We start from the raw sequence: 24,609 nt of genomic DNA on the forward strand, positions 1-24,609 counted from the left end.
TTTATTTTAAGACCTGTGCAATTCATGTTTTGATTAATATATTTGGCTTTATATACCAGACTCACACGTTTTCCTTAACCTAAAAGGATTTGAAAAAGGATAGCCCCCTCCGCACGATTATTATTGATGATGATGAACTAAGCCGGATGATTCTGGAGCGTCATATCAAAGCCACCCCCACCCTTGACCTGGTGCAAACTTTCTGTTCCAGTGTTGAAGGTTTGGCCTGGCTTCTCAAGAATGACCATATAGATGTTCTTTTCCTTGATGTGGAGATGCCGGAAATGACGGGACTTGAATTACTCAAGACCCTACCCCATAAACCGCAAACCATCCTGATCACTTCCCACAAAGACTTTGCTTTACAGGCCTTTGAACTACAGGTAGCCGATTACCTTTTGAAACCGGTTGACTTTACCCGTTTTACCCAGGCAGTACTCAATGTTTCCAAGAAACTGGAAAACAACCACACTCCTGCGCAGCCTACGTCACCCGATGAGCTGTTTGTTAAAGTTGACAACAAGATCATCAAGCTGAACCTGAACAACGTCTCGTTCATAGAGGCCCGCGGCGATTATGTGGTCATCAACACAGATTCTAAAAAGCACATCGTCTACACCACCATGAGCGGCATTGAACAGAAACTTCCCCAAGACCAGTTTTTGCGCATTCACCGTTCCTTCATCATCAACCTGAAAAAGATTGAGCTCATTGAAGATGACTCGGTTTTGATGCAGGACAAGTACATTCCTATTGGCGGTTCTTACCAATCTAAATTCTACGGCCGCATCAACAAGCTTTAGGAGAAAGCCAGATATCAAAAACTCCCCTTTTAGGCTCTTTTCTGAAAAAGATCCTAAAAGGGGAGTTTTTGATATGAAAACCAATAGAAAGTAGTCACTTGAACATACGTTCAATCAATGATCAAGTTGAACGTCTAGTTCTAGGTCTAAAAGAAAGGTCCAACGCGAAACCTCTTCCCAGAACATCCTGGTTACAGGTTTGGCTTTGTTTGCTGAACATGGATTACCCGCTACCTTAAACAACTCAGAAGTTACCCTTTAGATCTATGGATTGAGGGATTTAAAAGTCAGTATCTCCTTTTTTAAGGATGCCTTTCTCCACTGAACTATCCATAAGCGCAATGGCGAAATCAAAAATGGATTGGGAACCCTTTTGCATCCCTACCGTTTTTTCCATTACCCTCTCGTAGGACACATTATACTCCATCCAGGTACCTCCTTCATTGGATACATTCTGCAGGAGAGGCTCCAAACGGTCCATGACGCGGGCAAATTTTGCTTCGGGTGTTTCTCCAGCTTCGAACTCTTCCCAGATATGCAGAAACTCTTCCCCTTGTTTTTGGGGCAACAACCCGAAAATCCTTTCGGCCGCTTTACGTTCTGCTTCGGTGTTGGTATGGTTGAGTACCGTGTCAAATAAAAAGGTATCACCGGCATCAATCTCTACCAGATCATGTATCAGCAGCATCTTCAATACCTTAAGCACATCCACGGGTTCATTGGAATGCTCTGCTAACACCAGGGCCATCATGGCCAGATGCCAACTGTGTTCCGCATCATTTTCGTGGCGGTCGCTATTGAAAAGGCGGGTTTTACGGGTGATAAACTTCAGCTTGTCTATCTCGTGGATGAAAGCAATTTGCTGGAGCAGTATATCAAAAGAGGCCATACTCAAATGGAAAGTAAAGAGTAAGAGTATTAAACAGATTGTTTGAAATTAGGGAGTGTCCAACTCTTTTAAAAATTCTAGCCCCTGAGGCCATGCACCAAAACCCGCTTCCTTATTAATGTGGCCCGCTGCCCCGATGCTCAGGAAGCGGCTTCCCCAATGCAGGGCCAGTGATTCGGCTCGTTCTAAAGCCATATAAGGATCATCAGAACTAGCCACTAGTATAGAACTGAAAGGCAGTTTTTGGTGGGGAATAGGCGTGAATCCGGTGGTACCCTTCGGGAAAAAAGGAGTTTCGGTGTCGCTGGGGGCAACAAGCAATGCTCCTTTGATGCTCCTTTTGTATTTAGCGGCCCAAAACGCAATGGTGATACAGGCCAGGCTATGCCCCACCAAAATAAGGTTTTCAGGATTGTGCTTGATCACCGCAGCATCCAAGGTCTCTACCCAATCTTCCCGATTTGGGGTTTCCCAATCTTTCTGATGAATCCTGGCAAAGTTAAAGTGCTTTTCCCAAAGCGATTGCCAATGGTCCTCCTTAGAATTGCCCAGTCCGGGAACGATAAGAATGGTAGAAGTGAAGTCCATGGCCTGTAATTTTAACTACTCCCGCGGTTTGTGGCGGCTTTCCAGCACCTGCACCACTTCAGCAAGGGAAAGCCCGCTTGCCTCCAGCAACACAAGTAAATGAAAAAGCAGATCGGCGGCCTCGCCTTTCATGGTCTCGGTTTTACCAGCCACGGCGTCAATAACCACCTCAACCGCTTCTTCTCCTACTTTTTGGGCCATTTTGTTTAAACCCTTGTCAAACAGGAAATTGGTGTAAGAACCTTCAATGGGGTTTTTCCGGCGTTCTTTGATGGTTTGTTCTAGTTTAGAGATAAACTGAAGGGCCTGCTCAGTAGGGGTAAAATTCTGGAAGCTTCTCAGGTGGTAAGAGGCGCTGTCTCCTTCGGTGTCAAAGCAGGTTTCGGTGTTGCGGTGACAGGCCGGACCGGTTGGATCAACCAATACTAACAGAGTGTCCTGGTCGCAGTCCAGTTCCATGTTCACTACCTTCAACGTATTGCCCGAGGTCTCCCCTTTGGTCCAGAGCCGGTTTTTGGAACGCGAAAAGAAGGTCACCAATCCGGTTTTCTGGGTTTGCTCAAATGCTTCCTGGTTCATGTAGCCCAACATCAGGACCTTCCCGGAAGTGGCGTTCTGTACGATGGCAGGAACCAGCCCTTCGCCTTTCTGAAAATCTATGCTTAGCATCTGATATCAATTTTATGTTGCGCTAAAAATTGCTTTAGGTCCGGAATGGGTACCTCCTGGAAATGGAAGATACTGGCGGCTAAAGCGGCATCGGCGCCTACCTCAAACACATCCAGGAAATGTTGCCGATTACCCGCACCACCTGAGGCTATGACCGGCACAATCACGTTACGGGAGATCTCGCCCGTGATGTCCAGGGCAAAGCCGCCTTTGGTGCCGTCGTTGCTCATGGAGGTAAGTAGAATTTCACCAGCCCCCCGTTGCACCACTTCCTTTGCCCAGTCCAAAGCCCCTAAGCCGGTATCTATCGTGCCCGCTTTGCTGAATACCTTCCATCCCTCAGGGGTGTGTTTAGTGTCAATGGCTACGGTCACACATTGGCTCCCAAACCGGTTCGCCAACTCAGAAATCAATTCTGGCCGGTGAATAGCCGATGAGTTCACTGAGACTTTATCGGCTCCGTTCTGCAACAGCACCTCCACATCTTCCACGGCACTGATACCCCCTCCTACGGTGAACGGAATATCAATGTGGCGAGCCACTTCCCGCACCAACTCGCGCAGGGTTTTGCGTTTCTCATTGGTGGCGGTGATGTCCAGGAAAACCAGTTCATCGGCGCCTTGTTTCGCGTACAGCGCGGCCAATTCAACCGGATCACCGGCATCCTTGATATCTTCAAACCGAACCCCTTTCACAGTACGTCCGTTCCGGATATCAAGACAAGGTATTATTCGTTTTGTAAGCATGTTATAAATGCTGGTATTTAGATTTTAGAAGCCAAACGGCTACTCCTTACGGATGAATTAAACAGCCTTTGTTGTTGTCCTATGATTGCCGCTTTTAACTTGGTTTTCAGAAAACAGGCCATAAACGGAAATGTACGGAACTACATTCCGCTATCCTTTCACAACTTTTTCCTAGCAAGACCCTTTAGGAGAACAAAAGAAAAGAAGGCATTCTTTTTACTACCTAGTTTCTAATTCTATCTGACTTCCTTCACCAATTCCTCCAGGGAGATCGTGCCTTCATAGATGGCTTTGCCGATGATGGCGCCGTACAAACCAGCCTGCCTCAACTGCCGAACCTCTTCTATGGTGGTTACGCCTCCGCTGGCGATGAACTGAAGGTCCGGAAACTTTTTCAGTAACTCCTTATATACCTCCAGTGAGGAACCCTGCAGTTTCCCGTCCTTACTTACATCGGTGCAGATGAACGTTTTAGCCCCCATCTGGGCAAAAGAGCTCAAAAACGATTCCAGAGTTAAGTCACTCTGCTCGGCCCAGGCATTAATGGCGATGCGGTTGTCTTTGAAATCCGCGCCGATGATGATGCGATCGGCCCCGTATTCTTTCAGCCACTTCTGAACCGTCTTAGGCTCGCGCACCGCAATGCTGCCCGCGGTGATTTGCTGGGCTCCGGCATCAAACGCCTGCCGAACGGCTTCTGAGCTTTGCAGCCCTCCGCCGTAGTCAATGTGAAGTTTGGTTTCACGGGCGATTCTGGCAAGTACGGGCAAATTCACGGGCTCCTTGGCGCGGGCTCCATCCAAATCCACCAAATGCAAACGTCGAAGACCGAGGCCTTCAAACTGCTTTGCTACTTCTACCGGATCTGAATGGTAGGTGGTTTGTTGGGCGAAGTCGCCTTCTGTGAGACGCACACACTGGCCGCCAATAAGGTCAATAGCCGGGATGATTTCCATGGCTTACAGGTTTAGAAAGTTTTGGAGAATGTGCGCTCCCGCCGGGCCGCTTTTTTCGGTATGGAACTGCACCGCGTAGAAGTTCTTGTACTGCAAGGCCGCGCTGAATGGCTCTGGATAAGAGCTTTGTGCGATGGTGTGCTCCGTAACCGGGGCATAATAGCTGTGCACGAAGTAAGCGTACTCATCTTCCTGGATGCCACTGAATAAACCACTCTTAAGATGATGCAGGTTGTTCCAGCCCATATGCGGAACTTTCACCGCAGCCTCAAACTTTTTCACCTGTACCGGAATAATGCCCAGCATTGGGGTATCGCCCTCCTCAGAGTGTTGACACAGCAACTGCATGCCCAGGCAAACTCCCAAAAACGGTTGGGTAAGGGTTGGCAGTAGTTGATCCAGGTTATTGGCTTTCAGCGCACGCATGGCCGAAGAAGCCTCACCAACACCCGGGAAAATCACCTTATCAGCTGATTTAATTTCCTCGGCATTGGCCGTAACGGTGGCATGAGCGCCCAGGCGTTCTAAGGCGAACAGCACACTCTGCACATTTCCGGCTTTGTAATCTACGATGACGATTTTCATTACAGAACGCCTTTGGTGCTGGGAATTTCCATTTTGTTCACGTCGCGAACCAGGGCCATTTTGATGGATTTGGCTACCGCTTTGAAGATGGCTTCTATTTTATGGTGTTCGTTTTCACCCTCGGCTTTGATGTTGAGGTTGGCCTTAGAGGTGTCTGAAAACGACTTGAAGAAGTGCAGGAACATCTCAGTAGGCATATCACCCACTTTCTCCCGGGTAAACTTAGCATCCCAAACCAACCAAGGCCTACCCGAAAAGTCAATGGCAGCATGCACCAGAGCATCGTCCATGGGCAGCAGAAAGCCGTAACGATTTATACCACGCTTATCCCCGATTGCCTGTGCAAAAGCTTCTCCTAGGGCTAAGGCCGTATCTTCAATGGTGTGGTGTTCATCAATGTGTAGGTCGCCCTTTACCTGAATGCGCATGTCAACGCCCGAGTGGCGGGCCAGTTGGTCCAGCATGTGGTCAAAGAAGCCCAACCCGGTCTGCATGTCAGATTTTCCTTCGCCGTCCAGGTTAATTTCTACACTGATTTGCGTCTCATTGGTGTTCCGCTGGATGGTTGCGGTTCGGGCCGGGAGGCGCAGGTAATTGTAAATCTCGTCCCAGTCAGTTGAGGTAAACGTGGCCTCCTCATTGGCTACTTCCTGTAACAAGATGCTCTTAGCACCAAGGTTCTTCGCCATCTGAACATCCGTCATACGGTCCCCGATTACGTAGGAGTTCGCCAAATCATAGTCGCCTGTCAGGTATTGGCCCAGCATACCCAGGCGCGGCTTCCGGTTAGGACTGTTCTCGTGTTCAAAGCTGCGGTCAATGTGGATGTGCGCGAAGGTGATGCCTTCCCCCTCTAAGATCTCCAACATCTTGTTTTGGTACGGCCAGAAGGTATCCTCCGGGTAAGAATCTGTGCCGAGGCCGTCCTGGTTGGTAACCATAACGAACTCATAATCCAGCTCTGAATATATTTTGAAGAGGTTCCGGATGACCTTCGGGTAAAAAGAAAACTTCTCAAAGGAGTCTACCTGGTAATCGGTAGGTGGTTCCAGGAGAATGGTACCGTCACGGTCAATAAATAAAACTTTTTTCATGTTGTATGTTAGTAGCAGGCAACCCGGAGCCTAAGGCTAAAGGACCTTTTATTTGTTTATCCGGCCACAAGTAAAAACTGGAGCCAATTTTTTGAGGTTGTTAATAGCCAATTTTCAGAAAACAACCGTTAAACGCCATTATACCAGATTAGCCTGCGCAGCGAAGGTCTGCAAGGATTCTAAAAGATGGTCATTCTCTGCCGGGGTACCGATGGTAATGCGCAAACAGTTGGCACAACCCGGCTGGGTTGAACGGTTCCGAACTACCACCCCGCGGTCCAACAAATACCCGTACAGTTCATTGGCATTTGGCACCTGTACCAGCACGAAGTTAGCATCTGAGGGATAAACTTTCTCAATCAGGGGAAGCGATGCAAAAGCCTCTACCAAACGGGCACGCTCTTGAACAATAACCTGCAGCATATCCGCTAGTTGAGCCGTTTTGTCTAAAGCGGCACTTACCAGTTCCTGGGTGACCACGTTAATGTTGTAAGGTGGCTTTATTTTGTTTAGGTACCCGATGATCTCAGGTGAAGCAAAGGCCATTCCTAACCGTAGGCCAGCCATTCCCCATGCCTTGGAAAGTGTTTGCAGGACTATCAGGTTAGGGAATTCATCTAATCTGGTGCTCCAGCTTGGGCTTTGAGTAAAATCGATGTAGGCCTCGTCTACCACAACCAACCCGTTAAATGATTTAATCAGCTTCTCTACCGTGGCAGATTCCAGCAGATTACCCGTGGGGTTGTTGGGGGAACACAGAAACAGGATCTTGGTACGCTCGTTCTGTTTTTCGGCTATTTTCTCGAAAACAGGTTGAAAATGCTCGTCTAAAGGTACCCGCTGAATAGCTACGTTGTGGATGTTAGCACTCACCTCATACATGCCGTAAGTGGGTGGCAATAACAGCACCTCGTCACGGCCGGGTTCACACACCAGGCGCACCAGCAAATCGATGGCTTCATCAGAGCCGTTGCCAATGAAGATCTGCTCCGGCCGTACGCCTTTAAGTGTAGCTAGCTTTTCCTTGATGGTTTTCTGGTACGGGTCTGGGTAACGGTTGTAATCCACGCCCCCGGCCAGGCTGCCCAGGTTGTTCTCATTGGCGTCTAAGTACACGCTGGCTTCCCCTTCAAACTCATCTCTAGCCGATGAATACGGCTTCAGAGATAAGAGGTGCGGACGGATGAAAGTTTCTAAAGAAAACATTGGCTTAAGTGCTAATTTGGTCATGTGCTGATGTACAAATTCACTCATCAACGCACTTCTATATTTTTATTTGAATAAACAGCTTCTTCTCTTTTTTGTCATCCTAAAAGAATCTTGTGAGCGAGCAATATTAGCGTTTACTACAAGGCTTTTCTCGTTCGCCCACAAGATTCTTTTCAGGATGACAAAGAGGGGTTCATTTTCCTCAACCTAACAGTTACCGCGTTCTTGTGTGCGTGCAACCCTTCGGCTTCCGCCATGGTTTCAACGGCTGGTCCAATGCGCTCTAATCCTTCACGGGTTAATTGCTGGAACGTGATCTTTTTCACGAAGCTATCCAGAGAAACACCGCTGTAGTTACGGGCATAACCGTTGGTAGGCAAGGTGTGGTTAGTCCCTGACGCATAGTCACCTACAGACTCCGGGCTAAAGTGGCCCATGAAGACCGAACCAGCCTGGATTACCTGCTCAGCCAACGGCTCTGGTTGATCTACCGAAAGAATCAAGTGCTCCGGCGCATACAGGTTTGAGAAGTGGATGGCTTCCTCCAGCGTAGGCAATACGACTCCAATGCTGTTGTTCAGGGCTTGTTCTGCAACTGTTTGGCGCGGGAGTTGGGCAACTTGTTGGGCTACGGCAGCCTGTACGTTTTGGAGTTGCTTTTCAGAATTCGTCACGAAAACAACCTGTGAGTCGGGGCCGTGTTCGGCTTGAGAAAGCAAGTCAGCGGCTACAAAATTGGCATCGGCAGAATCATCAGCGATGACGAGCACCTCAGAAGGACCCGCGGGCATGTCAATGGCTACTCCCATCTGTGTCACCATTTGTTTGGCCGCCGTCACATATTGGTTTCCAGGCCCGAAGATTTTGTCTACTGCGGGCACAGTCTCTGTCCCGAAAGCCAAAGCCGCTATGGCTTGGGCGCCACCTGCTTTCAGAATACGTTTAATGCCCAGGCGGTTGGCGGTATAAAGGATAGTGCCATTTATGGTTCCATCAGCGGAGGGCGGGGTAGCCAGAATGATTTCACGGCACCCGGCAATCTGAGCCGGTATTCCCAGCATCAGGAGGGTGGAAAACAATGGGGCCGTGCCACCTGGAATGTACAAACCTACTTTCTGGATGCCTACTGATTTCCGCCAGCAGGTCACGCCAGGCATGGTTTCTACTTGCTTTACCTGCTCTTGCTGCGCATTATGGAACCGATATATGTTGTTGTAAGCTAATTCTATAGCGGCTTTTAATTCTTCAGATACCTGCGGTAAGGCGGCTGTGATTTCTTCCGGTGAAACCCACACGTTTTGCAGGGCTGCCTTGTCAAATTTAACCGCAAGTTCCATTAGTGCCGAATCACCGCGTTGTTGCACCAGGTCAAAGGTTTGCTGAACCCCAGCCCGTAATTGGTCTAGTTTCTGGACGGGACGTTGGGTTAGTGCCCCCCATTCCGCTTGATCAGGATATAAATAGATCTTCATCTCAGCCAATCATCTTTTCAATTGGAACCACCAGAATACCCTCGGCACCGGCTTCTTTCAGTTTCTGGATGATGTCCCAGAAATCATCTTCGTTGACAACTGAGTGCAGCGAACTCCAACCTTCTTCGGCTAACGGGATGATGGTTGGGGATTTGATGCCGGGCAACAGCTTCTTGATCTCGGGGATGGCCGAATTAGGAGCGTTCAGCACCACGTATTTTGATTTCTGGGCCTTCTGCACCGCCTCCATCCGGAACAAGAGCTGCTGGAGCAAGCGGTTTTTCTCCTGGCCCAGGTTTTGGTTCGCAATTAAGACGGCCTCAGATTTAAACACGGTTTCTACTTCGCGTAGACCGTTGCTGATCAAGGTGGAACCGGAGGAGACAATGTCGCAAACAGCATCAGCTAAGCCAATGCTGGGTGCAATCTCCACCGAACCGCTGATGGTATGGATATCGGCCTCCACTCCTTTAGAGGTCAGGAACTCCTGAAGCAGGTTGGGGTAAGAGGTGGCAATGCTTTTGCCTTGAAGGGTGGTGACATCCTGGTACTCGGCTCCTTTGGAAACCGCCAGCGACAGGCGGCATTTGCTAAAGCCCAGGTTCTTCACCGATAGTTTCTGCAGGCCCTCCTCCACTAACACGTTCTGACCAACAATACCAATATCGGCTACGCCGTCGGCCACATAGCCGGGAATGTCATCGTCGCGAAGGAACAGAATTTCAAGGGGGAAGTTGGTGGCTTCGGTTTTCAGTTTAGATGACGTACTGATAAACGAGATGCCGCACTCACGGATAAGTTTCAAAGAGTCCTCAGAAAGGCGCCCGGATTTCTGGATGGCTAACCGGATCATAATGTATACTGGTGCTTTAGAAAGCGTGAAGTGAAAAACAAAGATAGTAGCTGAAACACTGATCTCTTAGAAAAGCGACGGCTTAAATGGGGCCCAGCCCCGAACGGACGATATAATGATATGATTCCTCCTAGGAGGAATGATGGAAAAGATGGCAATGCACCCCGTGCACCGCGGTTGCGGCGTTAGAATGGGAAAAATTTTTGTAGGTGCTGCTCATAATGTAGACCAAAGGTAGTACGTTCTCTCCAATAACAAACAGGAACGGCATCTTTTTTGATTTGTTTTGTTTCAGGAAAAATGCAATATTTGTAATTTACAATACAAACATAGAAAAAGGCTATTTTAAAATAAATGCCCCCTTTTTAGATGTAGTGCCTTTTTTTAAGAATTCTGGTTCCTGTTTTTAAAGCACCATTACAATATGCGTAAATACCTGATTGCGGCTGTATTCCTGTTGATTTCTGTTGCGGCTTTCTCCCAAACCATGCTGAAACTGCCTCAGGTAAGTCCCAGAGCAAATCTTACCTATACCATAGGCGTAACAGATATCACCGTCAACTACGGGGCCCCCGGCGTAAAGAACCGCGAGGTTTGGGGTAAACTGGTTCCTTACGGAAAGGTTTGGCGGGCTGGCGCCAACGAGGCCACCACTATTAAATTCAGCACTGATGTTCGGATCTCCCAGGAGAATATCCCGGCCGGAACCTACCTACTGTATGTCTTACCGGTGGATTCCTCAAACTGGACCTTTATCTTAAGCAAGCAAAAAGGGCTTTGGGGTTCCGATGGATATGATGAAAAGCAAGACCTAGTACGGCTTCCTTTCAGCCCGAAAGCTTCCTCTTTTCACGAAACGCTTCAGTATTCCATCCAGGATATAACTCCAAACAGCGGCCGTCTGGTGTTGAACTGGGCAAACAAACAACTGGAGGTTCCTATCAGGGTAGATTCCCATAGCCAGACAATGAAACTGATAAAAGAATCTCTTCAGGCCGCAAAGCCCACTGATTGGACGGTTCTAGCTCAGGCCGTCAATTACCTTATTCAGCAGAATCTAGACCATGAGCAAGCCCTGCAATGGGTTAATAAATCCATTAGTATTGAAGAGAACTTCTACAACACCTGGCTCAAGGCCAAATTGCTGGCCCAGAAAAACGAATATGCTGAAGCCCTGGAACTGAACAAGAAAGCCCAGCGGCTGGGAAAGCAATCAAAAGAATCTTATCAGGCATACGCTACTGAAATTGAAGACGCTGCCGTGCTTTGGAAAGAGAAGCGTTTTGCCACCAATTAACTTAAAATACGCTTAAAACATAAACAAAGAGGCCGCCTTAATAAGCGGCCTCTTTGTTTTAGGAGGAAAGAAAGGGGACCTGATACAGCTTCTTGAGTCTCGTTCTTATCTTTCCGTTTACAGGCTAATTTCTATAATCTGGCAATAAAACGGAGGTTGATCAACCTACCTGTTAAGTAATTTGGAACGGCGTAGGTGATTCCATTCAAATCCCTGACGTAGTTATAAGAAACCACATTGTTAGCGGAAATCAAATTCAGGACCTCCAGGCTCAGCCACAAACTTTTAAGACCTACTTTGTTGGTGTTCTCGGTTCCTCTGATAGTAATCAGCTTTGAGAAGCCAATATCTACCCGTTTGTAGGACGGCCCGGGAAAACCGGTTCTAAGGCTGAGGTTCCCCGGCGGGCTAAAAGGTAGGCCGGTACTGAACACCATGTTCAGGTACATGCGTAAGGTGGGGTTATTCGGCAGGTGGTCCTGGAAGAAAACACCGAGGTTCAATAACTGGTCGGTAGGTCTCCGGATATACCCACGCGGTTCTTTTTTTACGACCTGTCCCGTTGCGGGGTCTCGGGTGATGGTTGAATCGCCCTTTAGGTTCTCCCGGGTCCTTAACAGTCCCAAACTAAACCATGACTCTTCTCCTTTGATGAATTCACCGTTCACCCGCACATCTATCCCCATGGCATAAGCGTTTGCTTGTATTTGGGGCAGGTACCTGATGCGCATGTTGTCCTGGTCATAAGGAATCACCGAAGGCAGGTATTTGTAATAAGCTTCGGCGGTAAGCTTGAAAGGCCTACCCCACTTTTTAAACCGGTATTCGGTTCCCGTGATAAAGTGCCATGATTGCTGATTAGAGAGATCAGTTACCAGGTTGCCTTGTGCATTACGCAACTCTCTATAAAGGGGGGCCTGAACGTATAGACCCGTGGCCATTTTAAATGACCAGTCGGGCAGGCGGGGAAACTGGACGGCGTACTGCAACCGGGGACTGATGGAAAGTTGTTTGTTCACCGACCAATAGTGAAATCGAACCCCATACGTCAGGGTCTTTAGACTATCCAGGTTCCATTGGTGCTGGGCAAATGCTTGGTAGCGCCAGGAAGCAAGGTCCTGTTGGTTTTGGAGACTGGAGAGGTTGTAGACGTAATCTGAGGAATCCTGAAAGGAGTATTCGTTCAGGACGTCGGTAATGTTCTCCCGCCCGCCTTTAACCCCGGCACTGAACTGATTTTTTGGGGAAGGTGTCCAGGTAGTCCTGAATTCCAGGGTTTGTAAGGCTGCCCTTAACCGGTTTCGGGAGTATTCATATCTAGTGCCTAAGCCTCGTTCGCCGGCACACCGGTTGAAGGGTGAAACGCCCGGTACAGGCAAGGCATCACAAAACCGGTAACCCGATTCTAAATCCCGGAACTCACGTTCCTGGCTGTAAAGTCCCGAGTAGATGACTTCGGTGCGCAAATCAGAGTTGAAATCATGCTGCAGTCTGAGTCCGCCCTGGTACGTGGTGTAGCGCATCTGCTCCTGTCCATCATACCCCACCAATAGCTGCATCATTTGAAACTGATTCCCGAAAGTAGTTTCACGGGTTTCGGGCCTTACCTGGTAATTGTTGTATGCCAGGTTCCCTAGGAAGCTGAGCTGGGTTTTCGGTTCAAGCCCCGATGCGCGATGGGTTTTAGAGGATAAGTCATAGGTGAGATACGTCTGCACATCGGCGAACTTGGGTCGATAATCACCCTCCACTTCCAGGCTGTTCAGCACGTAGGCAGCCGTTTTGTAGCGGGTTCCCACTAGAAAACCCAGCCTGCCATTAGCCCCGGTTCCCTCGGCATGTACTGAACCTCCGGTGAGGCTTCCAGATACAGTTCCCGCAAATTTGGTGGGGGCTCGGTATTGGATGTCCAGGACGGACGATAGCTTATCGCCGTACTTAGGTTGCCAACCGCCCGAGGAGAAGGTGACGCCTTCCACCAGGTCGGGGTTTACAAAGCTAAGCCCTTCCTGCTGTCCGCTGATGTTTAGGAAAGGCCGGTACACCTCTATCCCGTTTACGTAGACCAGGTTTTCATCAAAACTGCCGCCCCGCACCGAATAACTGGAGGAGAGTTCATTGTTGCTGGTGACCCCTGGAAGCGTAAGCAGGATTTTGTTGAACTCCTGAAAAGGGGAAGGCAGGGTTTGGGTAAGGCGTGGATCCAGCCGGGTAATGCTGACCACTTCGCGGGTATCATTCAGGTTTCGGCCCCTGATCTTAACTTCAGTTAACTGGCTGCTTTCTTCCATTAATTCAACAGTCACAAACCGGTTCTCTTGCGGCAAAAGCTGTACTTCCTCTCTTTTAGTCTGATACCCGATATAGCTGACCACTAACTCATAACGGATATTGGGTTCAAGCTTCATTGTAAACCTACCCCGGGTATCTGAGGCGGTGGAAATCCCTTTGCCTTGAAGGGAAATAGTAGCGCCAATTAAGGGTTTTTGCTGGGCATCCTGAACCACACCCTGGAGAAAGGCTTGCTGCGCTATGGCTTGAAAATTCAATAAGAGCAGCAACGCCAACCCCCACAAACCAAAGCTCTTGCCCATATAACGTTAAAAGGAAAGTTGTTTCAGATCCTGAATGGTTTGCACCGGATCCTTAGAATTGAACACGAAAGAACCCGCCACCAACACATCGGCCCCGGCGGAAAGTAACAAAGGTGCATTTTCAAGGTTTACTCCCCCATCAATCTCAATCAAACACCTAGATTCTCTTTCCTGAATCATTGATTTTAATTCTTTGATCTTCTGATAGGTGTGAGGAATGAATTTTTGCCCCCCAAAACCAGGGTTCACCGACATAAGACAAACCAGATCTATGTCCTGGATCACATCTGCTAACAAAGCAACCGGGGTATGCGGGTTCAATGCTACTCCAGTTTTGGCGCCTGCGGCTTTTATCTGCTGAAGCGTCCTGTGCAGGTGCGGACATGCTTCATAATGAACGGTGATATTTTCAGCGCCAGCCTCCCGAAACTGCTCAATGTAGCGTTCCGGCTGCTCGATCATCAAATGCACGTCCAAAGGCTTTTGAGCCACTTTTTGAATGGCATGCACCACCGGAAACCCAAAGGAGATATTAGGAACAAAACGTCCGTCCATCACATCTACGTGAATCCAATCTGTGGCGCTTTGGTTAAGCATTTCAACATCATGGTCCATCTGGCCAAAATTGGCAGCCAGAACTGAAGGGGCTATTAAATGTGGCATTGGAAAGAGATTTTCTAATAGTACAAAGCAACGGTTTCTTGCTGCAAAAAGCAATTTGAAGTGATCTTCGAAGAATTAACCAGCAAAAAGATGTCTGTTTTAAAGTCGTTTTCGCAAAAACTTGCCAAAACCTTCTTCCATGTTAAAGTTTGATGTAAGTTGATTTAGTACTAAAAGGTTATTCTTAAGGGTGAAAAGAAAACATTTATGAAACACTTAAATTTGTTTTGAAGCTTTTACTTAAATCGGCTGTAAAAACAAGACCTCGCCATGGAGATCATAGCGAGGTCATTGATTTGTTTAGATATAAGTTTATTCCGTTTTACCAGAACTCTCCAGGACTTCAATCTTTTCGGTACCGTTGACAATAAAACCGGTTCCAACCTCACAGATACCTACATCACTTGTATTACAATAATCGAAAGAAACTAAACTCCTTTTTATTGGACCTAAATTGAAAGATAAAATTTCAGACTGTTCTCTCAAGTCATATAATTTTTCAAAATCCTCTTGGATGACAGTTAGGGTATTATCATAGGTAGTTCCATTTTCAAAAATAGTCTTACCTAAATCGGAATAGGTCAAATAAACATAGTCATATGTTACGGCATCTACAAAACCATTTGTCACAAATGAATACCCTTTTTTAACTGGGAAAACCATTTTAACAAATGTTTGGTTGTTTTCCTGGATCCGGAGATCTGAAGAAGACATAGAAATCAGTTTAACACCGCTTACCACCCAACTGGCTTCTGGGTTAGACCGCCGGCTTAGTTCCACACGGTACCATTCACGGCCGGTCTGGTCGGTAATGGTGCCATCTATCCGTTCGCGGGACTGGTACGTGGTGGTTTGGGTAATCACGTTCAGGGTGTACTTGTTCTCGGTGACATTGAAGATCCAGTAATTACCAATGGCTAAAGGATAGTACTGGTAGCCCAGACTATCAGGGTCTCTGGTAATTTCCTCATCTCCGCAGGAAGAAAGCAGGCTGGTCAACAAGACCACAAAGAGCAAGATTCTTTTCATAAAACGTACGTACTTCTTAGTCTACTATAAAGCTGGTTTCAATCCAGCCGCCGCCAATTACATCGTCTCCTTCGTAGAAAACGGCAGCCTGGCCGGGGGCAATGGCATTCACACCTGCATGAAACTTCACCAGCATTTTATCGCCCACCTGTTCAATGATGGCAGGGGTACCAGGATCGTTGTACCGAACTTTGGTAATGGTTTCGGTGGGAAGTCCGTGCAGGTTCTCGTATTTCACCATGCTAAGTTTGCCTACGTTCATGCCATTTTTTGCCAACTGCTCGTAATTCCCTAGCACTACCCTATTCGTTTCTTTCTCGATGCGGGTTACAAATGCCGGATAACCCAATGCTACGCCTAAGCCTTTGCGCTGCCCGATGGTGTAGAACGGGTAGCCTTCGTGTTTGCCTACCACGGTGCCATCTTCCAGCACAAACTCACCACCGGCAACTTCGGCCTGCAGGGTTGGCACTCTTCTTTTCAGGAATCCCCGGTAATCATTGTCTGGGATAAAGCAGATTTCATAAGACTCGGCTTTCTTCACCAAGGCATCGAACCCACGGTCCATGGCCATTTGCCGGATCTCGGTTTTATGCAGTTGACCCAGCGGGAAAATGGTACGGCTCAGGCTTTCCTGTGAAATCCCCCAAAGGGCATACGACTGGTCTTTGTGGTGGTCTTTTCCTTTGGAAATCACAAAACGGCCGTTCTCCTCACGGATGTTGGCATAGTGTCCGGTAGCAATAAAATCGCAACCTAGTTTATCAGCGCGGCGCAACAAGGCATCCCATTTGATGTGGGTGTTACACAGCACGCACGGGTTTGGCGTACGTCCGGCAATATATTCATCGGTGAAGTGGTTGATGACGTAATCCCCGAACTCTTCCCGGATGTCAATGATATAGTGCGGGAACCCTAGTTGCACCGCAATGTCGCGGGCATCGTTGATAGAATCAAGGCTGCAGCAGCCCGTTTCCTTTTTACTTCCGCCGGAACTGGAGTAGTCCCAGGTTTTCATGGTCATGCCCACTACTTCGTATCCCTGCTCGTGCAACAACACTGCTGCAACGGAGGAATCAATGCCGCCACTCATAGCGACGAGTACTCTTCCTTTTGAACTCATTTTTTCTAAAATAAAACGGGATTCACAGTCCCGCCGAAAAACAATGTGCAAATATAGTGAATTCCAAGCGCTTTTGCTCCCGTTGAGCATCAGGCACTTAAGGATTGTACCTTTTCAAACCCTAGGGCTGAAAAATAAGTTTAATGTGAATACGATGGCGTTTATGGGAAGAAAACCGCTTTTTTTACCTCCTCTTTAGGCTGCCTAAGTGAAACAGATTACTTTTGGCCCGGAAACCTGCTTTTTAGCACTGTTTCCCAGAAAACAAGCAAAAAACACGCATGGCACTAAACACAATTGTTCTTGTCAATCAGATTACCAATTTAAGTGATGCCCGTTATTGCGCCGGAATGGGCGTAGAAATGCTGGGCTTTTCGTTACAGCAGGGCCAAGCGAATCACCTCACTCCGGCGGCCTTCAAAGAAATCTCAGGATGGGTTTCAGGGGTGAAACTAGTGGGCGAAGTCACCAATTTACCAATTCAGGAATTAGAGGAGCTTCTCTTAGAATACAAGGTAGACATGCTTCAATTGAACAGCCTCTACTTCATAGAAGAGATGGATGATTTGCCATTGCCTATTATTTTGCGGGTGCTCATTGATAAAGACACCGTGGAGGAAAACCTGATCAGTACCCTGGAGACTTACCATCAGCATGTAGAGTATTTCCTGATTGATTCAGAAGACTTCTCCTTTATCGACGATACCAACCTCCGTTTTCTGCGGGATATTTCTAAAAAGTACCCAATCCTCTTAGGCTTCGGGCTCACCAAAGACAACACCCGCCAAGCTTTAGACAAAATACACCCTGCAGGCATCGCCCTGAAAGGCGGGCAGGAAATCAGACCAGGCTTCAAGAACTTCGATGAACTGGAAGAGATCTTTGAACAGTTAGAAGATTAGGGTAAGGTGCAAATTGTTAAATGTGCTGATTTTATTGATAATTTATAATAGGTAAGCCCCCTTAGGGTTCGCAGCATTTCATCTATTGACCAACTTTTTCAAAAAAAGCGGAATCCCTTTTGGGCTTGTTTTTCAGAAAACAGGCTCAAAAGGGATTCCGCTTTTAATTTAGGTCTAAGGTATTTCAGAAGGTTAAGCGAACTAGAGCAAATTTCCTAATAAGAAATTTATCATTCAGCACATTTACAAATAAGCACATTAAAAAACGTACTGAAGGTACTTGATAGGCACGCCTAGATCCAGGTACTTTTTCTCGAAGGTAGTGTAGATGCCCATGGTGTGCTCCTGCAAGTCGGACTCGTATAAATCCTTAGTAAATAATAAATTAGACGAAGTACGTTCCTGCAGAACTTCCAAAGAATAATCAAACAGGAGCTCACTGTCTGTTTTAAGGTGGAGTTTACCGCCAGGCTTCAGGATGCGTTCGTACATCTGCAGGAAGCGAGGAGAAGTAAGCCGTCGTTTGATGTCTCGTTTACGGGGTTGAGGATCGGGGAAGGTGATCCAGAGCTCGTCTACTTCGTTCTCCCCGAAATGCTGGTCCAGATTCTCCAGGAAGATGCGCAGGAACCCAACGTTGTACAAACCGGCTTCCTCAGCCAGGGAACTCCCCTTCCAGATTCGGTTCCCTTTAATATCAATTCCAATGTAATTGTTGTGGGGGAACATTTGGGCCATGCCCACAGTGTATTCGCCTTTGCCGCATCCTACTTCCAAAATGAGGGGTTGCTCCTTTAGAAAGAAGTCGCGGTTCCAGTGCCCCTTCAATTTTTCAAAATTCTCTTTTCCCGGTTCCACCACGTTAGCCCGGGTGGCGTTTACCGCAAATTTTTCTAGTTTACCTCTGCCCATCAATTATAGTTCGGGAATTTCTGCGACCACAAAGGTACTACCGCCAATGAAAATTACCTCATCTTCCTGGGCAAAGGCTTTAGCGGCCAAAATAGCATCTTCTACCGTGGGATAAGCAGCGCCTTTCAGGCCGGCAAACTGCGCCTCCTCCCAAAGTTTCTGGACCGGTAATGCCCTAGGTATTTGGGCCTCGCAGAAGTAGTATCGGTAACTCACGGGCAATAGCCGCAACACACTCTGGATGTCTTTGTCATTGACCGCCCCGAAAACAAAGTGAACTTGCCGAGGCTGCAAAGCCAGTAACTGCTTCACCACCTCCCGCAAGCCATCTACATTGTGCCCGGTATCACAGATCGTCAACGGATTCTGTCCTAAAATCTGCCACCGCCCTTTAAGACCGGTTAACTCCTGTACTTTCCGTAATCCTTGCCGCAGGTGTTCTTCTGATATGGTGAAACCTTGCTTTCTCAATTGATCAATAGTGGCCAAAACACCCGGCAAATTGAACCGTTGGTAACTGCCCAATAGGGAAAGTTCCAGTTGATCTTGGTACAGGGCATTTCCTTTGTAGACAGCGTAGTAAGAAGCAAGGCCGGAGCTTTCCTGAAGCTCCACTTTATAGGTTTGATCGGCGAATAAAAGGGAACTTCCTGTTTCAAGGCTCTTTTGGGTAAATACCCCCGAAACGGCTTTCTGGGTTAAGCTGATGACGGCGGGAACACCAGATTTGATGATCCCGGCTTTCTCTCCGGCAATCTCCTGCACCGTGTTACCTAAAAGCGCCTGATGGTCTAAGCCGATGTTAGTAATTAAAGAAACCAGCGGGGTAATGATATTGGTGGAATCTAAGCGCCCGCCCAACCCTACTTCAATAATGGCAATGTCAACCTGCTCTTCCACGAAATGGTCAAAAGCTAAGGCAACCGTCATTTCAAAGAAGGATGGTTTCACCTCCTCAAATAAAGCTTGGTGCTGCTGGGTGAAGGAAGCGACTTTCTCGCGGGAAATCATTTGGCCGTTTACACGAATGCGTTCGGTAAATTCCTTCAGGTGCGGAGAAGTGTACAGACCCGTTTTGTAACCTGCTGCCTGCAGAACGGCGGCAAGCATGGAAGAGGAACTTCCCTTGCCGTTGGTGCCGCCCACATGAACGGTTTTAAACTTGTGCTGGGGGTTGTCTAAGGCGCTGGTCAGGGCAATGATATTGTCCAGGGTCTTCGTAAAAGCAGCGTTGCCGATGCGGTGAAACATCGGCAACTGCTGGTATAGGTATTCCAAGGCTTGTTCGTACGTCACGAAGGTTGTCTTTAGTTTGATCTGATGATAAAGGTGATGGTTCCGGTGGCTCCGTTGGCCGAGTTGCCATTGCTGGTCCGGCTGAAGGAGGTTCTTTGCACTTGCTCTTTGTACCAGTTCACCACTTTTGGGCTTACGTTACTTTCAATGACTTTCACGCTCACCAAATCTCCGTTCCCGTCAATCTTGATCTGGAATTTTACGACCCCGGTTTCATTATCAAAAGGATCTGGCTTGGGTGCCACATCGTAGCGCCAGCCAGGCATGTTCAAACCACCACCTCCACTTCCGCCCGTACCTTTGCCCGGAGTACCATATAAGGCTCTAGAATCAAGGGAGCCATTTGGATCGCCCTGATCTCCTACTTTGCCTGGACGGTCGCCGTTGTTATTACCGGTAGGGTTGTTGCTGGTGCCGTTTCGTCCATTCGCGCCATCTGTGGTGCTTTTTCCTGGGTAAAGGGCTTTGGGTTTCTCAACAACAGGAGCAGGTTTTGCTGGTTCAGCCTTGGCGATTTCTCTGGCTGGTGTGGGTACCGGCTTAGCTACTTCTTTGACTGGAATAGAAACAGGGCCTTCATCCTCGGTAGTGATAACCTTTTCCTGAGGAGCCTCTGCCGCTGGTTGCTGGGGTGTTGGGACTGGCGGAGTAGGTTGTTGCTGTTCCTGTTGCCGGGCAGGTTTGCTGTCCTCGGTGTTAGTGGAAGCATTGGCACTGGCCAGCGTTTGGATGTCACCGAAACCTTCGGCATCAAGCCCATAGTTCAAGACAATTCCCTCGCCGCCGCCCAAAGGCGGATTAGGCGTTTTAAAGATAATAAAGTAGAAAACCGCAAAAAGCAGAACATGGAAGAGCACTGCTCCTACCAAGGCTTTGATGCGGTCTTTTGATTCTACGGTTGTCTGCATACTATAATTAAGAAGCGCCGCTAGGACTTTGCGTGGCCATGATCATTTTCACCTTCAACTTTGACCCCACTTCCAAAACGTCTACCAGTTTCTGAACATTCAAAGAAGAATCTACCCGCAGGACTACCGTGGCTTTTTCAAGGTTAGAACCAGCCAGCTCTTTGGCAAGCTCCACCTCCAGGTTCTCTGGGGCCACTGGGCGCTTGTTGATGAAGTACTCCCCAGTAGCCGTTACCGATACGTTGATGGGCTCCTGCGCCACTTCCTTAGAGGATTTTGCGCTGGGCAGCAGTAACTTTATGGCGTTAGGGTTCGCCATGGTGGAGGCAATCAGAAAGAATAGTAACAGGAAGAACATGATGTCGTTCATGGCCCCTGTTTCTACGTGTGAGGTGGACCCTCTTTTACGGCGTAGCTGCATGAGTTTAGTTCTCCTGTAGTAAGTCGGTGAATTCTAATGCGTTGTTTTCAATCTTGTAGACTACGCGCTCCACCATTAAGCTTAGGTAATGGTAGCCAACGTGGGCGATAATCCCCACGATAAGACCCGCGGCAGAAGTCACCAGTTTTTCATACAAACCACCAGAGATTTGGTTTATCCCGAAGTCATTGGAAACCGAAATCTGGTAGAAGATCTTGATTACCCCTGAGATGGTACCCACGAAACCTAACATAGGCGCGATACCAGCAATGATCCCCAATACGCTGATATTCTTTTCAAGTCTGGAGATTTCAAGCCTTCCTACTGCCTCAATAGAAGTTTCAATGTCCTTCAAAGGCGACCCGATCCGGCGGATACCTTTTTCAATCATGCGGCTCAACGGAGTACCTGTTTGGATGCACAGCATTTTGGCTCCTTGCAGATCACCTTTCAAAACCATGTTCTTCACGGTGTCCATGAAGTTATTGGGCTCGCGGCTGGCACGCTTAATAGCCAGGTAGCGTTCAATCATGATATATACGGCGGCGAAGGCCAGTACGAAGATGGGCACCATTACCCAACCGCCTCGCCAAACCATATCTAACAAAGAAATTGAAGGAGCTGCCTCCGGGGCTGCGGCAGCAGAAGTTGCTACATTAAGTGCGGTATCTGTGGTGGTGGTAATCTGAAGAAGGAAAGCGTTCATGTTAATAGTTATATACCCAAAGTTCATTGCTGATTTTAGAGCGCAGCGCCGGCAAAGCAGCGAAGGCCTCGGCCTCAGAAGCAAAATCTGCTACAGAAACCCGTTGATGTTTGGTGTCATACATAGAGTTGATGATCTTAGAGTTCAACCCTCTCTTAGCAAAGCGCTTCTGGTGCATGGTAGCGTACCCGTTTGAAGAAGAGAACACGCCCATGATGATGTAAAAACGGCCCGTTTTGCGTTTAATTGTAGCAGCCTCCGCAACTTCCGTCTTTTTAACCGCTGAGGCTATTTCTACCTTCTTTTCAGAAACCACCGGTTTTTCTGGCGCTTTTGGTGCAACGGCGGCAACTTCAGGTTTCGCTACTTCAACCTTTGGTTGAGGCTCTGGTGTAGTAGTTTCAACCGTTTCTGTTTCCGGGCTGGTTTTAGGAAAAGAGGCTAAAAGCGAGTCCTCGGCGGCTAACTCAGCTTCCAGGGAAGGTTCCACAGGCAGCGCTGATTTATACTGTTCCGTTAGCTGAGCCTGTTCAAAAGCGTCTACGTCAGGAGTTTGGCTAGCAGGCTCTTGAACGGAATTGGTAGTCTCAGGACCTGATAGTAGAGTTACCGGGTTAAGGGAACTTAAGGCCACATCACCTTGCAGAGACAACAGGTAAATGGTAGCCACAGAAACACAACCTATTACCAGGCTGGCACCAACGCGGTACAGCTTCCGGAAACGTGAACCTGTTTTTTTGCCTTCTTTGGTTTGTCCGGGTTGGTCCTGGTACTTGCCTCTTAGGATGAGGGTTTCTTTTCCGGCTATTGGTTTGGCCACCAACTCGGGTAACCCGAAAGCCTGCTCCAGGAAGTTGTCGCTTTCCAGGTTCTCGAATACCAGCTTGCGCTCGGCATTATAGCGGAACACGCCCACATCCTGCAGTTCAAAGCGGTGTTGGGTCCTCAGCTGCTCTTTCAACTCCAACACAAACTCGGCCACGGCCATTTGCGCCTGCGGCATAGGCCACTTTTGCTTTTGAGCCAGGGTGGAGATCAAAAGTCCATCGTTCGCCTTCAGTTGCTCATTAAAAGCAATCCGTTTGGAAGGTGGCGAAAACATGTGTTTCACCGGATGGAGTTTGGCAGGCGTATAATGCGTGATCAAACCTCCGAAATTGGGGATAATCACGCAATCATAGGCGTACAGCAGTGATTTTATGTGGCTTTGAACCATAGTAACTTAGAAGGAATAAGTCACCCCACCAATAAAGGAAATCCCTTGGTTAGGGTAATTCACAAAACGTTCGTACTTGCTGCCCAAGAGGTTGTTCCCCATCAGGAACGCCGAGAACCGTGGCGAAAAGCGGTAATCGCCTTTCAGGTTGAGGTCAACGATGGTATCTGTCTCGCGCAGCACTTTCGTACCATCTGTACGGGTTATTTCCCCGAACGAACTGCTAATATAGTAAAGTTCACTGTTCAAGAGAATCTTGTCAGAAAGATTATATGAGGCGAAAGCCGTCGCCCGCATGTCTGGCCGGTGGAAAGCTTCTTGTAATGAGGTAGTTCTGTAATTATTGTTTTCCACCTTTACCCCCAGCCTAAGGTCATCTGACTGGTTAAAGGTCAATTGCCCAAAAAACTGGAACACCTTGGTCACTCCATCATCATACAAGAGGTCGAATTTGGAGGAATCAGCCACCGAGTTGTTGTAGAAATACAGGTTGCGGTAATTCTGGAGGGCCACCCGGCCGGTAAACTGCACAAACTTGCTGATGCTTCCGTTCACCCCGGCGTAAACTTCCAGGCTTTTGTTTACGTCGGCTACTTGCAGGTTCTGGTTCAGCCATGGATTCTCTTTGCTTAAGGAATACAAAGTGGTACGTTCCAAATCACCGCCGGCGCCAACAAACAAAGCCAACTTGTTCTGGATTACCTGGTAATTGGCCTCTAGGGACGGGTACACGTTAAACTTACGGGCATCGTTGATGGTGTCCCCGGTGTACGCGATGGTAGCTCCCAGGATCAGTCCTAAACGGTCCATTTGTAAGGCGTAAGCCGGACGAACTTTAAAGAAGCCGCGGGAGTTTGTCTCCACATCTTTCAGGCTTGTATAGGCAAGGTCAAGGTCAACCAGAACTTTAGATACATCGCTGAGCGCAAAACTGGTTTCCACGTTGCCAAACAAGTGGGTTTCCTTAGCATTGTAGTCATCGCCGGTATAGTTCAGGCCCACTTTGCCTTCGTAATGGAAAGGGGTTTTGACATCGGTGAGGTTATTCAAGTTCCCCTCTACCACAAAGCGGTTATATACCTGTTTGATAGCGTTTTTATCTACTTCTGCTACATTGCTGCCCCCATAGAAATTGTTCTGGTCACGCTCATACCGCAGGCGGCCGCCCACTGTCACCGGACCGGAATAAAGCTCTCCGTTGGCCTGCAGGTAACTGCTCGCCGAACCTGAGTTCTCAATGGGTCCCATAGAAGAGGAAAGGTGCCCAACCTGCGCCCCGAAGGAAGCTTTGTCGCTGCGTTTGTTGTGGAAATAACCCTTGGCGTACACCGTGCCGTAATTCCCGATGCCGCCTTTAAGATAGTTGCCATACAGCTTGGAGAGGTCTTCCTGCTCAATGGTGAGTACTTTCATGGGCAGGTTAATGTAATGCTCAGGCAAACGGTACTCATTGAACCGATAAGTCACTTTGCGGTCGCCCAGTTTAGGGGGTTGGATCAGAAACTTCTGGAAATTCCGGTTGGCTTCAGGCAATTCCAGGGTACGGTTCTTTTCTACCACGATCTCGGTACTTTCCAGTTTAGTGCCTTCTCCCCAACCGGTCTGGGCCTGAGCAGCCGGTAACAAGCCTAACAGAATAAGTGCAGAAACACCCGCCCATTTAGTTGTATATCTCATA

24 protein-coding genes are annotated in these 24,609 nt (G+C 48.2%); 3 read left to right on the plus strand and 21 right to left on the minus strand.

Annotation, left to right across the window (positions count from 1 at the left end):
* Positions 1–89 precede the first annotated feature (89 nt).
* Positions 90–803, plus strand: coding sequence for a LytR/AlgR family response regulator transcription factor (locus EFB08_RS05480; RefSeq protein WP_123125913.1), 714 nt, complete (start codon positions 90–92; stop codon positions 801–803).
* 280 nt (positions 804–1,083) lie between these two features.
* On the opposite strand, the gene EFB08_RS05485 is transcribed toward EFB08_RS05480, so the two are convergent.
* From EFB08_RS05485 to hisG, 10 genes are all read right to left on the minus strand, one after another.
* A complete protein-coding gene (locus EFB08_RS05485) occupies positions 1,084–1,692 on the minus strand; it encodes an HD domain-containing protein (RefSeq protein ID WP_123125982.1) in 609 nt (202 codons plus the stop codon).
* A 48-nt stretch (positions 1,693–1,740) separates the two neighbouring features.
* A complete protein-coding gene (locus EFB08_RS05490; RefSeq protein WP_123125914.1) occupies positions 1,741–2,280 on the minus strand; it encodes an RBBP9/YdeN family alpha/beta hydrolase in 540 nt (179 codons plus the stop codon).
* Between the two features lie 15 nt (positions 2,281–2,295).
* Complete coding sequence (gene hisIE, locus EFB08_RS05495) at positions 2,296–2,949, minus strand: bifunctional phosphoribosyl-AMP cyclohydrolase/phosphoribosyl-ATP diphosphatase HisIE (protein ID WP_123125915.1); 654 nt, start codon at positions 2,947–2,949, stop codon at positions 2,296–2,298.
* Entirely contained in the window at positions 2,943–3,695 is a 753-nt protein-coding gene (gene hisF / locus EFB08_RS05500) for an imidazole glycerol phosphate synthase subunit HisF (protein ID WP_123125916.1), read from the minus strand. The genes hisIE and hisF overlap by 7 nt, the downstream gene beginning before the upstream one ends.
* Before the next feature lie 236 nt (positions 3,696–3,931).
* Positions 3,932–4,651, minus strand: a complete 720-nt coding sequence (gene hisA / locus EFB08_RS05505) for a 1-(5-phosphoribosyl)-5-[(5-phosphoribosylamino)methylideneamino]imidazole-4-carboxamide isomerase (RefSeq protein ID WP_123125917.1) — start codon at positions 4,649–4,651, stop codon at positions 3,932–3,934.
* Positions 4,652–4,654: 3 nt separating this feature from the next.
* A complete protein-coding gene (gene hisH, locus EFB08_RS05510) occupies positions 4,655–5,236 on the minus strand; it encodes an imidazole glycerol phosphate synthase subunit HisH (protein ID WP_123125918.1) in 582 nt (193 codons plus the stop codon).
* The gene (hisB, locus tag EFB08_RS05515; RefSeq protein ID WP_123125919.1) at positions 5,236–6,330 is read right to left on the minus strand and encodes a bifunctional histidinol-phosphatase/imidazoleglycerol-phosphate dehydratase HisB; all 1,095 of its coding nucleotides are present in this window, start codon (positions 6,328–6,330) and stop codon (positions 5,236–5,238) included. The genes hisH and hisB overlap by 1 nt, the downstream gene beginning before the upstream one ends.
* Positions 6,331–6,468: 138 nt before the next feature.
* A complete protein-coding gene (gene hisC, locus EFB08_RS05520) occupies positions 6,469–7,536 on the minus strand; it encodes a histidinol-phosphate transaminase (protein WP_123125920.1) in 1,068 nt (355 codons plus the stop codon).
* A 176-nt stretch (positions 7,537–7,712) separates the two neighbouring features.
* The gene (hisD, locus tag EFB08_RS05525) at positions 7,713–9,011 is read right to left on the minus strand and encodes a histidinol dehydrogenase (protein ID WP_123125921.1); all 1,299 of its coding nucleotides are present in this window, start codon (positions 9,009–9,011) and stop codon (positions 7,713–7,715) included.
* A 1-nt stretch (position 9,012) separates the two neighbouring features.
* A complete protein-coding gene (hisG, locus tag EFB08_RS05530; RefSeq protein WP_123125922.1) occupies positions 9,013–9,864 on the minus strand; it encodes an ATP phosphoribosyltransferase in 852 nt (283 codons plus the stop codon).
* A gap of 424 nt (positions 9,865–10,288) precedes the next feature.
* On the opposite strand from hisG, the gene EFB08_RS05535 reads away from it, so the two are divergent.
* Positions 10,289–11,161, plus strand: coding sequence for a DUF2911 domain-containing protein (locus EFB08_RS05535; protein ID WP_123125923.1), 873 nt, complete (start codon positions 10,289–10,291; stop codon positions 11,159–11,161).
* A 131-nt stretch (positions 11,162–11,292) separates the two neighbouring features.
* Here EFB08_RS05535 and EFB08_RS05540 read toward each other — a convergent pair whose 3' ends face one another.
* From EFB08_RS05540 to mnmA, 4 genes are all read right to left on the minus strand, one after another.
* The gene (locus EFB08_RS05540) at positions 11,293–13,755 is read right to left on the minus strand and encodes a TonB-dependent receptor (protein WP_123125924.1); all 2,463 of its coding nucleotides are present in this window, start codon (positions 13,753–13,755) and stop codon (positions 11,293–11,295) included.
* A gap of 6 nt (positions 13,756–13,761) precedes the next feature.
* Positions 13,762–14,418 carry a ribulose-phosphate 3-epimerase gene (rpe, locus tag EFB08_RS05545; RefSeq protein ID WP_123125925.1) on the minus strand — a complete coding sequence of 219 codons (657 nt, stop codon included), beginning with the start codon at positions 14,416–14,418 and terminating at the stop codon, positions 13,762–13,764.
* Between the two features lie 312 nt (positions 14,419–14,730).
* Positions 14,731–15,447: a hypothetical protein gene (locus EFB08_RS05550; RefSeq protein ID WP_123125926.1), complete on the minus strand. Its 717-nt coding sequence runs from the start codon at positions 15,445–15,447 to the stop codon at positions 14,731–14,733.
* 16 nt (positions 15,448–15,463) lie between these two features.
* Positions 15,464–16,570: a tRNA 2-thiouridine(34) synthase MnmA gene (gene mnmA / locus EFB08_RS05555; protein ID WP_123125927.1), complete on the minus strand. Its 1,107-nt coding sequence runs from the start codon at positions 16,568–16,570 to the stop codon at positions 15,464–15,466.
* A gap of 281 nt (positions 16,571–16,851) precedes the next feature.
* Between mnmA and trpF the strand changes: the two genes are divergently transcribed.
* Positions 16,852–17,472: a phosphoribosylanthranilate isomerase gene (trpF, locus tag EFB08_RS05560; protein WP_123125928.1), complete on the plus strand. Its 621-nt coding sequence runs from the start codon at positions 16,852–16,854 to the stop codon at positions 17,470–17,472.
* 258 nt (positions 17,473–17,730) lie between these two features.
* Here trpF and trmB read toward each other — a convergent pair whose 3' ends face one another.
* Genes trmB through EFB08_RS05595 form a run of 7 tightly spaced genes read right to left on the minus strand, consistent with a single transcriptional unit; the run spans position 17,731 to position 24,608 of the window.
* The gene (gene trmB / locus EFB08_RS05565) at positions 17,731–18,384 is read right to left on the minus strand and encodes a tRNA (guanosine(46)-N7)-methyltransferase TrmB (RefSeq protein ID WP_123125929.1); all 654 of its coding nucleotides are present in this window, start codon (positions 18,382–18,384) and stop codon (positions 17,731–17,733) included.
* A gap of 3 nt (positions 18,385–18,387) precedes the next feature.
* Entirely contained in the window at positions 18,388–19,680 is a 1,293-nt protein-coding gene (locus EFB08_RS05570) for a bifunctional folylpolyglutamate synthase/dihydrofolate synthase (RefSeq protein ID WP_227006229.1), read from the minus strand.
* Between the two features lie 11 nt (positions 19,681–19,691).
* On the minus strand, positions 19,692–20,588 hold the full coding sequence (locus EFB08_RS05575) for a hypothetical protein (RefSeq protein WP_123125930.1): 897 nt from the start codon (positions 20,586–20,588) through the stop codon (positions 19,692–19,694).
* A 7-nt stretch (positions 20,589–20,595) separates the two neighbouring features.
* Positions 20,596–21,009 (minus strand): ExbD/TolR family protein, encoded by a 414-nt coding sequence (locus EFB08_RS05580; protein WP_123125931.1) that lies wholly within the window; start codon positions 21,007–21,009, stop codon positions 20,596–20,598.
* Positions 21,010–21,013: 4 nt separating this feature from the next.
* Entirely contained in the window at positions 21,014–21,715 is a 702-nt protein-coding gene (locus EFB08_RS05585; protein ID WP_227006230.1) for a MotA/TolQ/ExbB proton channel family protein, read from the minus strand.
* Between the two features lies 1 nt (position 21,716).
* Positions 21,717–22,931: an HU domain-containing protein gene (locus EFB08_RS05590; protein WP_123125933.1), complete on the minus strand. Its 1,215-nt coding sequence runs from the start codon at positions 22,929–22,931 to the stop codon at positions 21,717–21,719.
* Positions 22,932–22,937: 6 nt separating this feature from the next.
* Positions 22,938–24,608, minus strand: coding sequence for a TonB-dependent receptor (locus tag EFB08_RS05595; protein WP_123125934.1), 1,671 nt, complete (start codon positions 24,606–24,608; stop codon positions 22,938–22,940).
* Position 24,609 lies beyond the last annotated feature (1 nt).

It is taken from the genome of Rufibacter latericius (assembly GCF_003721515.1).
Taxonomy (GTDB): domain Bacteria; phylum Bacteroidota; class Bacteroidia; order Cytophagales; family Hymenobacteraceae; genus Nibribacter; species Nibribacter latericius.

Excerpts from the sequence above, each read along its gene's own strand:
- EFB08_RS05485 (WP_123125982.1), bottom strand. The coding sequence starts at position 1,692 with ATGGCCTCTTTTGATATACTGCTCCAGCAAATTGCTTTCATCCACGAG.
- EFB08_RS05490 (WP_123125914.1), bottom strand. The coding sequence starts at position 2,280 with ATGGACTTCACTTCTACCATTCTTATCGTTCCCGGACTGGGCAATTCT.
- hisIE (WP_123125915.1), bottom strand. The coding sequence starts at position 2,949 with ATGCTAAGCATAGATTTTCAGAAAGGCGAAGGGCTGGTTCCTGCCATC.
- hisF (WP_123125916.1), bottom strand. The coding sequence starts at position 3,695 with ATGCTTACAAAACGAATAATACCTTGTCTTGATATCCGGAACGGACGT.
- hisA (WP_123125917.1), bottom strand. The coding sequence starts at position 4,651 with ATGGAAATCATCCCGGCTATTGACCTTATTGGCGGCCAGTGTGTGCGT.
- hisH (WP_123125918.1), bottom strand. The coding sequence starts at position 5,236 with ATGAAAATCGTCATCGTAGATTACAAAGCCGGAAATGTGCAGAGTGTG.
- hisB (WP_123125919.1), bottom strand. The coding sequence starts at position 6,330 with ATGAAAAAAGTTTTATTTATTGACCGTGACGGTACCATTCTCCTGGAA.
- hisC (WP_123125920.1), bottom strand. The coding sequence starts at position 7,536 with ATGTTTTCTTTAGAAACTTTCATCCGTCCGCACCTCTTATCTCTGAAG.
- hisD (WP_123125921.1), bottom strand. The coding sequence starts at position 9,011 with ATGAAGATCTATTTATATCCTGATCAAGCGGAATGGGGGGCACTAACC.
- hisG (WP_123125922.1), bottom strand. The coding sequence starts at position 9,864 with ATGATCCGGTTAGCCATCCAGAAATCCGGGCGCCTTTCTGAGGACTCT.
- EFB08_RS05535 (WP_123125923.1), top strand. The coding sequence starts at position 10,289 with ATGCGTAAATACCTGATTGCGGCTGTATTCCTGTTGATTTCTGTTGCG.
- EFB08_RS05540 (WP_123125924.1), bottom strand. The coding sequence starts at position 13,755 with ATGGGCAAGAGCTTTGGTTTGTGGGGGTTGGCGTTGCTGCTCTTATTG.
- rpe (WP_123125925.1), bottom strand. The coding sequence starts at position 14,418 with ATGCCACATTTAATAGCCCCTTCAGTTCTGGCTGCCAATTTTGGCCAG.
- EFB08_RS05550 (WP_123125926.1), bottom strand. The coding sequence starts at position 15,447 with ATGAAAAGAATCTTGCTCTTTGTGGTCTTGTTGACCAGCCTGCTTTCT.
- mnmA (WP_123125927.1), bottom strand. The coding sequence starts at position 16,570 with ATGAGTTCAAAAGGAAGAGTACTCGTCGCTATGAGTGGCGGCATTGAT.
- trpF (WP_123125928.1), top strand. The coding sequence starts at position 16,852 with ATGGCACTAAACACAATTGTTCTTGTCAATCAGATTACCAATTTAAGT.
- trmB (WP_123125929.1), bottom strand. The coding sequence starts at position 18,384 with ATGGGCAGAGGTAAACTAGAAAAATTTGCGGTAAACGCCACCCGGGCT.
- EFB08_RS05575 (WP_123125930.1), bottom strand. The coding sequence starts at position 20,588 with ATGCAGACAACCGTAGAATCAAAAGACCGCATCAAAGCCTTGGTAGGA.
- EFB08_RS05580 (WP_123125931.1), bottom strand. The coding sequence starts at position 21,009 with ATGCAGCTACGCCGTAAAAGAGGGTCCACCTCACACGTAGAAACAGGG.
- EFB08_RS05585 (WP_227006230.1), bottom strand. The coding sequence starts at position 21,715 with ATGAACGCTTTCCTTCTTCAGATTACCACCACCACAGATACCGCACTT.
- EFB08_RS05590 (WP_123125933.1), bottom strand. The coding sequence starts at position 22,931 with ATGGTTCAAAGCCACATAAAATCACTGCTGTACGCCTATGATTGCGTG.
- EFB08_RS05595 (WP_123125934.1), bottom strand. The coding sequence starts at position 24,608 with ATGAGATATACAACTAAATGGGCGGGTGTTTCTGCACTTATTCTGTTA.